The following is a 14,094-nucleotide window of genomic DNA, read 5'->3' on the forward strand; positions in this document are numbered from 1 at the left end:
AGCCATGGGACGGACTAGTGACGCGCGGAACAAGATCCTCGGTGCGGCCGCAACGCTGCTGGAACAGCGCGGATATTCGGCGCTGGGCGTGGCGGAGATCTGCGCGACGGCGGGCGTGCCGAAGGGCAGCTTCTACTACTTCTTCGAGTCCAAGCAGGCGCTCGCCCTCACCGTCATCGACGAGCACTGGGCGAGGCAGCGCCGGCAGTGGGAGGAACTGCTCAGCAGCGACCGCGACCCGTTGCGCCGCTTGCGGGACCTGTTCGAGGCCACCGAGGAGGTGCAACGCGCCGGGCAGGAGCAGGCCGGCCTCGTCGCCGGCTGCCTGTTCGGCAACCTGGCCCTCGAACTCAGCAACCAGGCGGAGGAGATCCGCCGCCGGCTCCAGGAGATCTTCGAGGCCCAGATCGACCTCATCGAGCGGATTGTCGTGGAGGCGAAGGAGCAGGGCCAGGCCGGCCCGTCGGTCGACGCCCGGGAGGCCGCCCGGTCCATCGTCGCCCAGATCGAGGGACGGGTCCTGCTCGCGAAGCTGCTCAACGATCCGGCCCAACTCGAGACGCTGTGGCGCAACTGCCTGAACCTGCTCCAGGTGCCGCCGCACGAGCGGCCGGCCGACTGAACGACCCCGGCGGAACGGGCTGTGCGGAGCCTCCGAACCATCGGAGAAACTCGCCACGGACGAACGCACGGAACGGGACGGGAGCATGCCCCCAGGTGTCCCCCTTGCGAATGAGCATCGGGCGATACGGCAGCGAGCCTGAATGCCGGCGAGGACGATCGACGGTGCGCCGGGCCATCCGTTGCCCAGCGACCGCGGCACGCAGTAGCGGGCAGAGCCGGTCGGTGCGATTGGCGAGGCAGGGGGCCACGTGTCGAAAGTTCCGTATTCGGACGTTGCTGAGCGGGCGCGGAAGCTACCAACGGTCCCAGTGCCGCAGGCCGCCCTGGGTCCCGAGGTCCCCAAGGCCGGTTACGTCTTGGAGGAGATCGCCGACGGCGTGTTCTGGCTCAGTGAGGGCATGTACCAGATGATGTTCGTGGTCACGGACGAAGGTGTTGTCGCCGTCGACGCGCCACCCACCCTCGGCCACAACATTCTCCGCGCAATCCGCAGCGTGACCAGCCGCCCCATCACCCAGGTCGTCTACAGCCACCAGCACTCCGACCACGTCGGCGCCATCTCGGTCTACCCCGAGGACGTACCACGCTATGCCCACCGCATCACAGCGCAACGACTCGCGCTGCTCGGCGACCCCAACCGTCCCCCGCCGACACACGTGTTCGACGACACCCTGACGATCGAAGCGGGAAACCACAGCCTCCAACTCGACTACAAGGGCCCCAACCACGCCGAGGGAAACATCTTCATCTACGCCCCGACACAACGCGTCCTGATGCTCGTGGACGTGATCTTCCCCGGCTGGGTCCCGTTCTCCAACCTCGCGGTCTCCGCGAACATCCCCGGCTTCGTCAACGCCCAGGAACAGACCCTCGAATACCCCTTCGAGAAGCTCGTCGGCGGACACGTCACCCGGCCCGGCACCCCGGACGACGTCAGGACCCAAATCGAATACGTGCAAGACCTGCGCTCCACCACCGAGGCAGCGCTCTCCTCGGTTGACTTGGAGAAGATTCTGACCCCGGTTGACGCCACCAACGCCTGGGCCATCTTCAGGGCCTACCTCGACGCCGTGGCCGCCCAAGCCGCCGATGAACTCGTTCCGCGTTGGAGCCAACGTTTGGGCGGTGCCGACATATTTACCCTGCCGAACGCGTGGGCAATGGCCGAAGCCCTACGGCTGGACTACGGCAGCATGGGCCCGTTTGGCATCGCGCCTTGAGTCGTTCACCGACCGCGCACTGGCCACGCGGCGCGAACCCCCCGCGGACGGTACGCCGTCTTGCGCCACCCTGTTTTTGATCTTGTTGGCAACGGCGTCCGCGACATCGTGTGCAGTTCCTTCGTGACGCTCTGGTAGGTGTCGCGGGTAGGGGTCGTCGTGGAGTGGCCGAGTTGCTCGGAGAGGAAACAGCCATGCCCGCCGCTTTCTGGCGTCAGGGTCCAGGGCGTGTGAGGGGGCGCATTGGTTACTCCGCTGCGGCCTGTCAGCAGGAGAGCGTCCAGGTCGACCGCGCCGGGCCGCCGAGTACTCCGTCGCCGGCCTCCTCGCCCTGGGTCGCCCTGCTCGGGCTCCGCAGAGCCAGCAAGCACACCTCCGCTCGGGTGTTCAGCGACTCTTCCGGAAGGAGATCAACCCATGGTTGACAGAGACCTTGTTCTCATCCCCGGCCCCGGTGGGGTGGGCCGCGCCGTCCTCGACCAACTGCGCGCGCATGACGTGCCGGTGCGCGCGATGGTCCGCCGCGACGACGATCGTGCGGCTGAGTTGCGTGCACTCGGCGCGGATGTCGTCCTCGGTGATCTGACCCGACCCGAGAGCGTCGCGGCCGCGCTGGAGGGTGTCGGACGGATGTACTTCGCGATGCCCGTGTCGCCGGACCATCTGCTGGCGGCGACCGTGGTGGCCACCGTGGCGCGGGAGCACGGGGAACTGGCGGGCCTGATCGGCATGTCGCAGTTGACGGTGTCGCAGATGACCGCCACCAGCACCGCCGAGTCACACCATCAGCGGCTGCACTGGCTGGCCGAGCAGGTACTGAACTGGTCGGGCCTGCCGGTGGTGCACATCCGGCCGACGTCGTTCCTGGACAATCCGCTGTTCACCACGCTGGCGGCGCGGTCGATCCGGGAGAACGGCACGGTCGCGCTGCCTTTCGGCACCGGGCGCACCTCGCCGGTCGCCGTGGACGACGTCGCCCGGGTGGTCGCCACCGTGCTCCGCGACCCGGCTCCGCACATCGGGCAGGTCTACGAGCTGACCGGGCCACGCACCGTCGACATGACGCAGGTGGCCGAGGAGTTCTCCCGGGCACTAGGGCGTCCGGTGTCCTATATAGACCTGCCGCTGGACCGGTGGCGGTCCGAGGTGCTCGCGATGGTTGGCCTGCCGCCACACACCGAACAGCACATCGCCACCATGGCCCGCCTGCACCGTGAGAACCGCTACGACCGCGCGTCCAACGACGTCGAACGCGTGACGGGCGTACCCGCCCAGACGATCGAGGCGTTCGTGGCCGCTCGCAGGGACTTCTACCTGGGCTGAGCCGGTGCGGCCGCGGTCAGCCAGGCAAATGCCCGGCATCGGCTTGGGAATCGCGTTGATCTTTACTGAGCGTCACCCAGGGCCGCCATCTGTCGGCATGTAGCGGCCGGTCGCGTCGGGGTGTCATCCGACGTCATGCGGGCTGGTGAGGCTCGTTTAGGGCTGGTGCGGTCGGGGCACGGTTGCGACTCCTGCCTACGTTGGGTCGCCTGGAAAGCCAGACTCCACCTGCTGAGGTACGTCCTCGTGTGCAATCCGGTCGGTCGGCCGGGATCGCTGGGCCACGTGCCACTTTAAGAGAAAGACCCGCAACGTCGCACGAACGAGGCGCTCAAAACCCCCGCTTCGATCTCGAGTCGATGGAGTGGGCCACCCCTGCTGACTGTAAGCGGCGTAGGTATTCGACAAGGCAAGGAGCATCTCGCAGGCTGCTATTACTAAGAACCATCCGGCGCCTAGGATGAATAGCGCATCCAGTGACGCTAGAGCCCAGTGCCACACGCGGAATGCGGTGACAACGCTTAGCGTCGCCGAGACTGCAAATGCTCCACCTAGCGCAACCAGCATCAGGTGGCCGATGCTGTACGAACGCGAATCACCGACTTCAGCATCGTCAGGAAGAGTCCACCCTTCCAACGCTCCACGCGCCGGCAGCATATCCTTCAGCCGCATTTGCAAACAGTGTCGACGCGCGGCGAGCATCTGCATGTCTCCTAGTTGATGCAGTTGATAGGCAGCAATCACGGTTAGCGCGAATGGCAGCACAATCGAGACGGTATCTTTGCCGAATGCAACGGCCAGCGACAAGCCGGCGATAAGGACGGCGAGATTTCGCTCGAAGGTATTTAGGAGTTCCCGTTGCTGTTGTCGAGTGAGCATATAGTCCTCACGGAGGACATCTCGAACGAACTCACGATGATCCGTTGATTCGGAAGCAACTTCCTCGCGCATCCTCGCAGCCCTATCGCCGGAATTCGCCATCGCTATCAGGCTGACACAGCGGGACAAGTGCCTGAGCTGGCAGCTTGGCCGCATGACCAGCCCCGAAGCCGACCCCGAACGACAGTTCCTCGACCTCAGCGAAGGCAGCCCCGGCCTGGCCAAGCTGCTCCACGCCAGTCTCATGCACCTTCGGGGACGGCGTCGCCGGCGACGGCCTCCAGGAGATGGCCCGTGACGTCCTCGCCGGCCACACCGGCCTCCGTCAGATCGCCGCGACCGACGCCTACGGTGCGATGCTCCTCGACCGGTTCCACCGCTTCAACGAGTGGGAACAGAACCTCGACCCAGATGAGCGCCGGCGTCTGGCCGCCGACGCGATCGCCGTAGCGTCTGAGTACGACGTCCCGGACCAGTGGTAAACCAGACCAGCGACCGCTTCTGTGTGAACGCGGATGCCCGTCACCGTTGGATGCCCGCGGATGCCGTTCTGTGTTGCCGAGCGCAGCGTCCGTGCTGACCTGTGTCGTCCGCTTCCGGTCACTGCTGTCGCCTTCGCTGCCTCCTGGCTGCCTCACTCCAGCGGGCTGGGCATAATGCGGCGGTGAACGACAGCCGGAGCGCCCAACCGGCCCCGACGGTGTGGGTCTTCCATGGCGAGGGGGCGCGCTTCGCGTCTGGTGTCTTCGCTTCCCGGGCCGACGGGCTTGACTGGGTGGCTCAGCACCGTCTCACCGGCATCCTCAGCGAATATCCCCTCGGGGAGGGCTGCTACGACTGGGCCTTGGCCCGGGGCCGGTTCCGGCCAAGCAAGCCACACCACGGCAAGCCCGGCCATGTTGCCGAGTTCTCCCCCAGCCTGGATCACGTCCACGTCACCGACGGCGCAACGGACTAGACGCTACCTTCGGGCCGCCGCACCCGGCTAATACCTGCCAGCCGCCGTAGCCGGCGCACCGCCTTGGCTACTTGCTGTCGGCAGCTAACATCGCCGCCGCCCTGGCTGCTCTGAGTCCAGGGGGCCTCGTACGCGCCCGATCGCTGACTCGTCACATGCGCCGAGTTGCGCAAAGTTCTCCCGCGCTCGTCTCCGCCGATCGGACCAACCGTCTCAAGCTTCGACGGTGCCCTGGCACGTTCCATCTCGCCCCGGGACTGACGCCACTGCCGCAGCAGCTCGTCATGACGCCCGGCGACCAGAACCCGCGACAGCCCCAACTCCTCCCCGCTGCTCATCTTGAGCACGTACACGTTCACCGCCGCGTCCGGGGTCGCCTCACCACGCTCCGCTTCGGCTTGCCGGAGGACAGCCCACGACACCGGCACGGCCACGATCCCGGTACATAGCTCGGCGAGGCATTCGGCTCCGACGGCTGATGTCAGAAATGGATGTCAGGTACCGTGCGGGCCGCAAATGCAACCCGGCGCGGCGCGGGTCTTCCCTGGTCATGTGGTGGTGGGCGCGGCAGGTTTCGAACCTGCGACCCCCCGCTTGTAAGGCGGGTGCTCTCCCACTGAGCTACGCGCCCGGAACGCCCGTACGGCGGGCCGGAGACCGGCAAGCTTACCTGCCGGCCGCCGACCCGGTCGAACGGCGTGCCTGGGGTGGGATCAGGCGGCCACGGTCTCGGTGAGCGCCTTGCGCCAGCCCTCCTGGTCCCGCGGCTCGCCCGGCATGTTCATCTCGGCGAACCGGACCACGCCGGCCTTGTCGATCACGAACGTGCCCCGGTTGGCGATGCCCGCGACGTCGTTGAAGACGCCGTACGCCTGGGCGACCGCGCCGTGCGGCCAGAAGTCGGCCAGCAGCGGGAACTGGTAGCCCTCCCGGTCGGCCCAGATCTTGTGGGCGTAGACCGAGTCGACGCTGACCGTCAGCACCTGGACATCGTCGTTGACGTACTCGTTGAGGTTGTCCCGCACCTCGCACAGCTCACCCTGGCAGATGCCGGTGAAGGCCAGCGGGTAGAAGACCAGCAGCACCGTGCGCTTGCCGCGGAAGTCCGAGAGCCGGACCTCCTGGTTGTTCTGGTCCTTGAGCACGAAGTCGGGCGCCTCGGCGCCAACCTCGATGGGCATGCGAGCTCCTTGGGTCGAGTCTGCAGGTCGCCTCAGCCTGCCACACCCGGCGGCGGGCGCCGCCGGGCCATGGGCTGCTCGGGCTACTTCCTGCCCTTGGACCCGCGCCGGAGCACGAGGCGAGCGCCGCTCCAGTCCCGACCCGCGTTGATCGTGGACGTCTGCTGGAGGCCAGCGGTCTGTGCGCTCTCGGCGACCTCGCTCGGCTCGACGTGGCCCTCCCGCCCGGCCTTGGGCGTCAGCAGCCACACCACGCCGTTGTCGGCCAGCGGCCCGAGGGCGTCGACGAGGAGCTCGAAGAGGTCACCGTCGCCGTCCCGGTACCAAACGAGCACCGAGTCGACCACCTCGTCGGTGTCCTCGTCGACCAGCTCTCCAACCCGGTCGGTCAGGGCGTCCCGGAGATCCTGGTCGACGTCGTCGTCGTACCCCATCTCCATGACGACCATCCCCGGCTCGATCCCGAACCGGTCCGCCAGGCTGCGTACCCCGTCGGCGGCCTGACCAGCGGTCGCGCTCACTGTCGCGTGCCTCCTCATCTCATCCCTGCTCGCGGCGTCCTACGGCGCCGTCGGGCCCAGTCCACACAGTTGCGGCCCCCCGCGCAAGTGGCGCACCGGGTGGAACGGAATTTACCGTGCCAGCAGGGTGCGGGCACCCTGGGTAATGGCTTCCTCGGTGACCAGTACCTGACGCGCCGCCGGACCTAATGGTACAAACGAGTCAACTCCGGCTACGCGCCGCGCCGCGCCCACGTATCCGCCGTCGACCAGCGCGGCGATCACCCCCTCGCCGACCCCACCCGACCGGCGGGTCTCGTCGACGACCAGCACCCGGCCGGTGGCCGAGGCCTCCCGGACGATGTCCGCGACCGGCAGCGGGGCGAGCCAGCGCAGATCCACCACCCGGCTGCCGATCCCCTCGTCGGCGAGGGTGGCCGCCGCCCGGAGCGACATCCGTACCCCGTTGCCGAAGGTGATGATCGTGACGTCCTCGGCGGAGCCGACCCCGTAGACCCGGGCCCGGCCGACAGGGACGTGGCCGCTCGCCCACGCGCCGGGCTCGGCGTACTGACCGAGCCACTCGCCGTCGCCGTCGCCGTAGAGGTCGCGGGTGTGGTACAGCGCGATCGGCTCCAGGAAGACGCAGACACTGCCGTCCACCGCCGCGGCGGCCAGGCAGGTCCGCAGCATGGGCGCGGCGTCGTCCGGCCGCGCCGGCACCGCGATCACCAGGCCCGGCACGTCCCGGAGTACGGCCACCGAGTTGTCGTTGTGGAAATGCCCGCCGAACCCCTCCTGGTACGCCAGCCCGGCCACCCGCACCACCATCGGGTTGCGGAACGCGCCGGCGGAGAAGAACCGCATGGTGGCCGCCTCGCCGCGCAACTGGTCCTCGGCGTTGTGCAGGTACGCCAGGTACTGGATCTCCGGCACCGGCAGCATCCCGCAGATCCCGGCGCCCAGGCCGAGCCCGAGGATCGAGGTCTCGTCCAGCAGCGTGTCGAAGACCCGGGCCGCCCCGAACCTGTCACGCAGCCCCTTGGTCACCCCGTAAACGCCGCCCTTGGCGGCCACGTCCTCGCCGAAGACCGCCATCTGCGGGTGGTCGAGCATCCCGTCGGCCAGCGCGGCGTTGATGCTCTGCGCCAGGGTGAGCGGGCCGGCCAGTTCCGGCGGCTTGCCGCCGAACACCTCGGCCCGGGCGCCCGCGTTCGCTCCGCCGGCCCGGGCCGCCGCCTCGGCCACCGCCCCGGCGATCCGTACCGGTCGGCGGGGGGCCAGCGTGGCCACCACCTCGGCCGCGGAGGCGAGCTTCGGCTCGTCGAGCACCTCCTCGGCCACCCGGCGGACCTGCCAGCCGCGTTCGTCGTACCGGGTCAGCAGTTCCTCGCCGGTGGCGAAGCCGCCCGCCACCAGCAGCCGCGCGGTGGCCAGCAGCGGGTCCCGCTCGACGTCGGCGGCGATCTCGGCCCGGCTGCGGTACGCGGTCTCCGCGTCCGCCCCGGCGTGCCCCATCAGGCGCACGGTGGCCAGGTGCAGCACGGCCGGCCGCCGGTGCCGGCGCACCCAGGCCGCCGCCTCCCCCGCCACCCGGTACGCCTCGACCGGGTCGGCGCCGTTCGCGGCGAAGTAGCGGATGCCCGGCTTCGCGCGCAGCGCCGCCGCCACCCAGCCCCGGGGCGACCGCACGCTGATGCCCAGTCCGTTGTCCTCACAGACGAAGAGGACCGGGATGCGCAGGCCGATGTGGTCGTACCAGCCGGCGGTGTTGAACGCGGCGGTGGCGCTGGCGTGGTTGACCGAGGCGTCGCCGAACGAGCAGACCACGATCGCGTCCGGCGGCCAGGGCGAGCTACCGTCGCCGCGGCCGATCCGCACTCCCGCCCCGGCACGTCGCCCGCCGACGCCGAGCTTGCGGAGCCGCTCCAGGGCCAGCCCCATGCCGACCGCCCGCGGCAGGTGGGAGGCGATGGTGGAGGTGGTGGGGATGACGGCGAGGTCGGCCCGGCCGAAGACCTTGTGCCGTCCCCCGGCGATCGGCTCCCGCGCCGAGGCGACCATCCCGCGCAGTACGTCCCGCGCCGCCTCCGTGCAGGCGTCCTCCACGTCGGCCACCTCGCCCGGATCCCCGGCCACGGCCTGATCCGCGGCGTCGACGGCGACGCCGGCGCCGACCACCACGCTGGCCGCCTCGGCGGACGGACCGTCGGCGTGCTCGGGCTCGTCGTCGGCCGGCGCGGCCCCGGGATCTGACCCGGGCCGGCCGTCCGCGACGGGCAGGTCGTTGTCGGGCCCGCCGGCGTGGAGCTCCGGGTCGGGCCCGCCGGACTCCGCAGCGGTGCCGTCGGGCGGGCGCTCCGCGGTCGTACTCCTGTCGGCCGGCGCGGCCGGGAACGTGCCGGCGGCCTGGGCGGCGCGGAGGCAGTAGAAGGCTCCGGAGCGGTAGTGCAGCAGGGCCGGATCGGTGGGCCGCAGCGCCGCGGCCACCGCCGCGTTGCTCTCGTGGCCCGCGGAGCCGATGGTGTAGAAGCCCTCGCCGAAGCTGCGCAGCCAGCGCCCGGCGAGGTCCAACTGCCGACTGGTGGCCTGGGCGTCGAAGAGGGCCAGGGCCTGCGCGCCGCTCAGCGGCGCGCCATCGGAGAGTGGTTCGGCCGGGTCACGCCGCTGGGCCGGGTCACCGAGCGCGCTCAGGGCCTCCCGGAACCGGTCGTCGAGATCTTGCGGGGTGGTCACGTCGGACAGCATTACCGACGAAGGGGCGCCGCGCCCACTCGGACACGATCCGCCCGGGCGGCCTCAGTCGGTGCCGCACTGCTCCGGACAGCCGCCGTCGGAGACCTTCCAGACCAGCTCACGCAGGGTGGCCAGCTCCCCGGTGGTGAGCCCGCCGAGCAGTCGGGAGTCGGACACCACGTTGCGCACGCGGTCCCGCATCCGGCGCCCCGCCTCGGTGACCACCAACGTCTTCTGCCGTCGGTCGGCGGAGTCGACCCGCCGCTCCACCAGCCCGGCCTGCTCCAGCTTGTCGACCAGGGCGGTGACGTTGGACCGGTCGCAGCGCAGCTGCTCGGCGAGGTCCCGGCCGGGCAGCGGCCGGTCGGGGTCGAGCTGATGCAGCGCGCGCGACGGCCGGGGTGAGGCCGAGCGCGGCGATCTCCTCGTCCTGGTGGTGCCGCATCGCCGCGGCGATGTGCATGATCCGGCGCACCGCGTCCCCGGCCAGGCCGGCGCGGTCGCCCGCGTCGGGGCCGGCGATGGGATCGGTGGATTGCGCCATGGCTCACATTTTACTTGTTATTAAATAGTTGAGCAGCTCTACTGTTGATTGTCTCACGCAATGCTTCTCCGTCCTCGCCATCTCGGGCAGCCTGCGCGACGCGTCGTGCAACAGGGCGCTGATCCGCGCCGCGCAGCCCCGACCGCCCTGGGCCGGCCCCGCCCGACCCGCCCTGGTGATCATGAGGTTATTGCTCCGACACGCCGCGTCGGGTGACAACAACTTCATGGTCACCAGGGGCGGGAGCCGGCCTGCTGTCACCTGGGCCTGCCCCGGGCGCCGCAGGGCGGCGCGTCAGCCGGGCAGGAACGAGAAGCGGACCTTGCGGGTCGGGTTGTCGCCGTTGGTGTCGACCAGGCAGAGCGACTGCCAGGTGCCGAGCGCCAGCCGGCCGTCGAGGACCGGCAGCGTCGCGTACGGCGGGATGAAGGCCGGCAGCACGTGGTCCCGGCCGTGGCCCGGCGAGCCGTGCCGGTGGCGCCACCGGTCGTCCGCCGGCAGCAGGTCGTCGATCGCGCCGAGCAGGTCGTCGTCGGAGCCGGAGCCGGTCTCGATGAGCACCAGGCCGGCGGTGGCGTGCGGCACGAAGACGTGCAGCAGGCCGTCGCCCTGCCCGGACACGAACCGCCCGGCCTCGGCCGTGATGTCCCGGACGCTCGGCCGGGACCCGGTCTGGACGCTGATCACCTCACTGCGCATGGCGTCCAGTCTGCCCGAACCACCACGTCCCCGCGGCAACCCGGCGCGGGCCGAAGTCAGGATCCGCCCCCGCCGCCGCCGTCGCCACCACCGCCTCCTGACGAGCCGCCACCACCACCGCCGTCGCCGCCCCACCAGCCACCACCGCCGCCGTTGTCACCGCCCCACGAGCCGCCGCCGTCGCCGGAGGACCGGTCGTCCCCGCTGTCCGGGCCACTGCCGTAGTTGTTGAAGATCGGCGAGGACCAGACCCTGCGGGGCGGGCTGTAGGCCAGCGGCCGCGGCGGCACCATGGCCAACCGGAGCCCGAGCGCGAGCAGCAGCAGCCCGACCACGCCGATCGGGGCCGCTGCCGACTCGCCGTGAAGCAGCGCGGCGACGGTGAGCACGACGCCGATCACGCCGAGCAGTGCGACGCCGCCACCGAGAACCCGCCACACCATGGCCGCACGGTAGTACCGGCCGGCAAGGGGACCACCGCATCGCGGCACCGGGCCTCCTCGGGCGGATGAACCTCCGACCAGCAGAAAGTTACCGACGGGTACCTGTGTCGCGCGTCGCGTCTGCCGACAGTGGGCGTGACGCCGGACGGCACAAGGGGGCAGGATGGCGCTAGAGACCTATCCCACACACAACCGAGGGAACGCCTGTGGCTACGGAACGCAAGCGCCCGGTGATCACCGCTGGTCTGCCGAGCCAGCTTCCGGACATCGACCCTGACGAAACCAGCGAATGGGTCGAGTCGCTCGACGGTGTCATCGACGAGCGCGGAACCAAGCGCGCCCGGTACGTCATGCTGCGCCTGCTGGAGCGGGCCCGTGAGCGCCAGGTCGGGGTGCCGTCCCTGACCACCACCGACTACATCAACACCATCCCGCCGGAGCGCGAGCCGTGGTTCCCGGGTGACGAGCACATCGAGCGGCGGATCCGGGCGTACATCCGGTGGAACGCCGCGATGCTGGTGCACCGGGCGCAGCGTCCCGAGATCAGCGTCGGCGGGCACATCTCCACCTTCGCCAGCTCGGCGTCGCTTTACGAGGTGGGCTTCAACCACTTCTTCCGCGGCAAGGACCACCCGGGCGGCGGCGACCACATCTTCTACCAGGGTCACGCCTCCCCCGGCATGTACGCCCGGGCCTTCATGGAGGGGCGGCTCAGCGAGGACCAGCTCGACGGGTTCCGGCAGGAGCTGTCGCACCCCGGGGGCGGACTGCCCTCGTACCCGCACCCGCGGCTGATGCCGGACTTCTGGGAGTTCCCCACCGTCTCCATGGGCCTCGGGCCGATCAACGCGATCTACCAGGCCCGGTTCAACCGCTACCTGCACCACCGGGGCATCAAGGACACCAGCCAGCAGCACGTCTGGGCGTTCCTCGGCGACGGCGAGATGGACGAGGTCGAGTCGCTCGGCGCGATCGGCGTGGCCGCCCGCGAGGAGCTGGACAACCTCACCTTCGTGATCAACTGCAACCTGCAGCGCCTGGACGGGCCGGTCCGCGGCAACGGCAAGATCATCCAGGAGCTGGAGGCGTTCTTCCGGGGCGCCGGCTGGAACGTGATCAAGGTGGTCTGGGGCCGGGAGTGGGACCCGATGCTCGCGGCGGACACCGACGGCGCGCTGGTGAACCTGATGAACACCACCCCCGACGGTGACTACCAGACCTACAAGGCGGAGTCCGGGGCGTACGTCCGGGAGCACTTCTTCGGGCGCGACCCGCGGACCCGCAAGATGGTCGAGCACCTGACCGACGACGAGATCTGGAACCTCAAGCGGGGTGGCCACGACTACCGCAAGCTCTACGCGGCCTACAAGGCGGCGACGGAGCACACCGGTCAGCCGACGGTGATCCTGGCCAAGACGATCAAGGGCTGGACGCTCGGCTCGCATTTCGAGGCCCGCAACGCCACCCACCAGATGAAGAAGCTGACGCTGGAGGACTTGAAGCTCTTCCGCGACCGGCTCTACCTGGACATCCCGGACAAGGTGCTGGAGGAGAACCCCTACCTGCCGCCGTACTACCACCCCGGTAAGAAGTCGGAGGAGATCCAGTACCTCAAGGAGCGGCGCCAGCAGCTCGGTGGGTACCTGCCGTCCCGGCAGAACGTCGAGAAGCGGCTGGAGATCCCCCGCCCCGAGCGCTTCGCCGACGTCAAGCGCGGCTCGGGCAAGCAGAAGGTGGCCACCACCATGGCCTTCGTCCGTCTGCTCAAGGACCTGATGAAGGACAAGGAGTTCGGCAAGCGCTGGGTGCCGATCATCCCGGACGAGGCCCGCACCTTCGGCATGGACTCGCTCTTCCCGACGGCGAAGATCTACTCGCCGCACGGCCAGCGGTACACCTCGGTGGACCGGGAGCTGTTCCTGTCATACAAGGAGGCCACCAACGGGCAGATCGTGCACGAGGGGATCAACGAGGCCGGTTCGGTGGCGACCTTCACCGCGGCCGGCTCGTCGTACGCCACGCACGGCGAACCGATGATTCCGATGTACATCTTCTACTCGATGTTCGGGTTCCAGCGCACCGGCGACGGGCTCTGGGCGGCCGCCGACCAGATGGCGCGCGGCTTCCTGCTCGGCGCCACCGCCGGTCGGACCACCCTCAACGGTGAGGGCCTGCAGCACGAGGACGGCCACTCGCTGCTGCTCGCCGCCACCAACCCGGCGGTGGTCGCGTACGACCCGGCGTTCGCGTTCGAGATCGCGCACATCGTGGAGAACGGCCTGCACCGGATGTACGGGGAGGGGCAGGAGAACGTCTTCTACTACCTCACGGTCTACAACGAGCCGATCGTGCAGCCGGCGGAGCCGCCGGGCGTCGACGCCGAGGGCATCGTCAAGGGCATCTACCGCTACTCCCCCGCCCCGTCGGTGGCCGGGAACGCGCCGAAGGCCAACATTCTGGCCTCCGGCACCGGCATGCAGTGGGCGGTGCGGGCGCAGCAGTTGCTCGCCGAGGACTGGGGGGTGTCCGCCGACGTCTGGTCGGTGACCTCCTGGACGGAGCTGCGCCGGGACGCGGTGGAGTGCGAGGAGCACAACCTGCTCAACCCGGGCGCCGAGCAGCGGGTCCCGTACGTGGCGCGGAAGCTGGCCGACGCCGAGGGGCCGAAGGTCGCGGTCAGCGACTGGATGCGCGCGGTGCCGGACCTGATCGCCCGCTGGGTGCCCGGCGACTACACGTCGCTCGGCACCGACGGGTTCGGCATGTCCGACACCCGGCACGCGCTGCGCCGGCACTTCCACGTCGACGCCGAGTCGGTGGTGGTCGCGACGCTGCGGCAGCTCGCGCTCCGCGGCGCGGTGCCGGCGAACGTGCCGGACGAGGCCGCCAAGAAGTACGCGATCCACGATGTGACGGCCGCCCCGGTCAGCGAAACCGGCGGCGAGAGCTAGTTCCTCGGTACGACGAGAGGGCCCGGCGTGGTCACC

13 protein-coding genes, 1 tRNA gene and 1 pseudogene are annotated in these 14,094 nt (G+C 69.8%); 6 read left to right on the top strand and 9 right to left on the bottom strand.

Annotated elements, in window-relative coordinates; genetic code table 11:
• Nucleotides 1–4: 4 nt before the first annotated feature.
• From GA0070624_RS30185 to GA0070624_RS30195, 3 genes are all read left to right on the top strand, one after another.
• On the top strand, nucleotides 5–622 hold the full coding sequence (locus GA0070624_RS30185) for a TetR/AcrR family transcriptional regulator (RefSeq protein ID WP_091346532.1): 618 nt from the start codon (nucleotides 5–7) through the stop codon (nucleotides 620–622).
• A 310-nt stretch (nucleotides 623–932) separates the two neighbouring features.
• Complete coding sequence (locus GA0070624_RS30190; RefSeq protein WP_091346534.1) at nucleotides 933–1,844, top strand: MBL fold metallo-hydrolase; 912 nt, start codon at nucleotides 933–935, stop codon at nucleotides 1,842–1,844.
• Nucleotides 1,845–2,261: 417 nt separating this feature from the next.
• Complete coding sequence (locus tag GA0070624_RS30195) at nucleotides 2,262–3,167, top strand: NmrA family NAD(P)-binding protein (protein WP_091346536.1); 906 nt, start codon at nucleotides 2,262–2,264, stop codon at nucleotides 3,165–3,167.
• Nucleotides 3,168–3,362: 195 nt separating this feature from the next.
• Here GA0070624_RS30195 and GA0070624_RS34445 read toward each other — a convergent pair whose 3' ends face one another.
• Entirely contained in the window at nucleotides 3,363–4,118 is a 756-nt protein-coding gene (locus GA0070624_RS34445) for a hypothetical protein (RefSeq protein WP_141715215.1), read from the bottom strand.
• Nucleotides 4,119–4,333: 215 nt separating this feature from the next.
• Here GA0070624_RS34445 and GA0070624_RS30200 point away from each other — a divergent pair, with 215 nt between their 5' ends.
• Together GA0070624_RS30200 and GA0070624_RS30205 are read left to right on the top strand one after the other, a co-directional pair.
• Complete coding sequence (locus GA0070624_RS30200) at nucleotides 4,334–4,528, top strand: hypothetical protein (protein WP_091346538.1); 195 nt, start codon at nucleotides 4,334–4,336, stop codon at nucleotides 4,526–4,528.
• 182 nt (nucleotides 4,529–4,710) lie between these two features.
• Entirely contained in the window at nucleotides 4,711–5,004 is a 294-nt protein-coding gene (locus GA0070624_RS30205) for a DUF7710 domain-containing protein (protein WP_141715216.1), read from the top strand.
• Here the strand turns inward: GA0070624_RS30205 and GA0070624_RS30210 are convergent.
• From GA0070624_RS30210 to GA0070624_RS30245, 8 genes and pseudogenes are all read right to left on the bottom strand, one after another.
• Entirely contained in the window at nucleotides 5,001–5,438 is a 438-nt protein-coding gene (locus tag GA0070624_RS30210) for a hypothetical protein (protein ID WP_091346542.1), read from the bottom strand. The genes GA0070624_RS30205 and GA0070624_RS30210 overlap by 4 nt on opposite strands.
• Before the next feature lie 122 nt (nucleotides 5,439–5,560).
• Nucleotides 5,561–5,635, bottom strand: a tRNA-Val gene (locus tag GA0070624_RS30215).
• An 82-nt stretch (nucleotides 5,636–5,717) separates the two neighbouring features.
• On the bottom strand, nucleotides 5,718–6,185 hold the full coding sequence (locus GA0070624_RS30220; RefSeq protein ID WP_091346544.1) for a peroxiredoxin: 468 nt from the start codon (nucleotides 6,183–6,185) through the stop codon (nucleotides 5,718–5,720).
• Between the two features lie 83 nt (nucleotides 6,186–6,268).
• Nucleotides 6,269–6,706 carry a DUF3052 domain-containing protein gene (locus GA0070624_RS30225; protein ID WP_091346545.1) on the bottom strand — a complete coding sequence of 146 codons (438 nt, stop codon included), beginning with the start codon at nucleotides 6,704–6,706 and terminating at the stop codon, nucleotides 6,269–6,271.
• A gap of 111 nt (nucleotides 6,707–6,817) precedes the next feature.
• Nucleotides 6,818–9,313 (bottom strand): transketolase C-terminal domain-containing protein, encoded by a 2,496-nt coding sequence (locus tag GA0070624_RS30230; RefSeq protein WP_425413565.1) that lies wholly within the window; start codon nucleotides 9,311–9,313, stop codon nucleotides 6,818–6,820.
• Between the two features lie 171 nt (nucleotides 9,314–9,484).
• A pseudogene (locus tag GA0070624_RS30235) lies at nucleotides 9,485–9,965 on the bottom strand (MarR family winged helix-turn-helix transcriptional regulator).
• Nucleotides 9,966–10,259: 294 nt separating this feature from the next.
• On the bottom strand, nucleotides 10,260–10,664 hold the full coding sequence (locus GA0070624_RS30240) for a YjbQ family protein (protein ID WP_091346549.1): 405 nt from the start codon (nucleotides 10,662–10,664) through the stop codon (nucleotides 10,260–10,262).
• Between the two features lie 56 nt (nucleotides 10,665–10,720).
• The gene (locus GA0070624_RS30245) at nucleotides 10,721–11,107 is read right to left on the bottom strand and encodes a hypothetical protein (protein WP_091346552.1); all 387 of its coding nucleotides are present in this window, start codon (nucleotides 11,105–11,107) and stop codon (nucleotides 10,721–10,723) included.
• A gap of 206 nt (nucleotides 11,108–11,313) precedes the next feature.
• Between GA0070624_RS30245 and aceE the strand changes: the two genes are divergently transcribed.
• A complete protein-coding gene (gene aceE, locus GA0070624_RS30250) occupies nucleotides 11,314–14,058 on the top strand; it encodes a pyruvate dehydrogenase (acetyl-transferring), homodimeric type (protein WP_091346554.1) in 2,745 nt (914 codons plus the stop codon).
• Nucleotides 14,059–14,094: the final 36 nt, after the last annotated feature.

Origin of the sequence: Micromonospora rhizosphaerae (assembly GCF_900091465.1) — a bacterium.
Classification (GTDB): Bacteria; Actinomycetota; Actinomycetes; order Mycobacteriales; family Micromonosporaceae; genus Micromonospora; species Micromonospora rhizosphaerae.

Bases quoted from the DNA above. Each gene is read 5' to 3' on its own strand.
- GA0070624_RS30185 (WP_091346532.1), top strand. From the start codon at position 5: ATGGGACGGACTAGTGACGCGCGGAACAAGATCCTCGGTGCGGCCGCA.
- GA0070624_RS30195 (WP_091346536.1), top strand. From the start codon at position 2,262: ATGGTTGACAGAGACCTTGTTCTCATCCCCGGCCCCGGTGGGGTGGGC.
- GA0070624_RS34445 (WP_141715215.1), bottom strand. From the start codon at position 4,118: ATGCGCGAGGAAGTTGCTTCCGAATCAACGGATCATCGTGAGTTCGTT.
- GA0070624_RS30200 (WP_091346538.1), top strand. From the start codon at position 4,334: ATGGCCCGTGACGTCCTCGCCGGCCACACCGGCCTCCGTCAGATCGCC.
- GA0070624_RS30220 (WP_091346544.1), bottom strand. From the start codon at position 6,185: ATGCCCATCGAGGTTGGCGCCGAGGCGCCCGACTTCGTGCTCAAGGAC.
- GA0070624_RS30240 (WP_091346549.1), bottom strand. From the start codon at position 10,664: ATGCGCAGTGAGGTGATCAGCGTCCAGACCGGGTCCCGGCCGAGCGTC.
- GA0070624_RS30245 (WP_091346552.1), bottom strand. From the start codon at position 11,107: ATGGTGTGGCGGGTTCTCGGTGGCGGCGTCGCACTGCTCGGCGTGATC.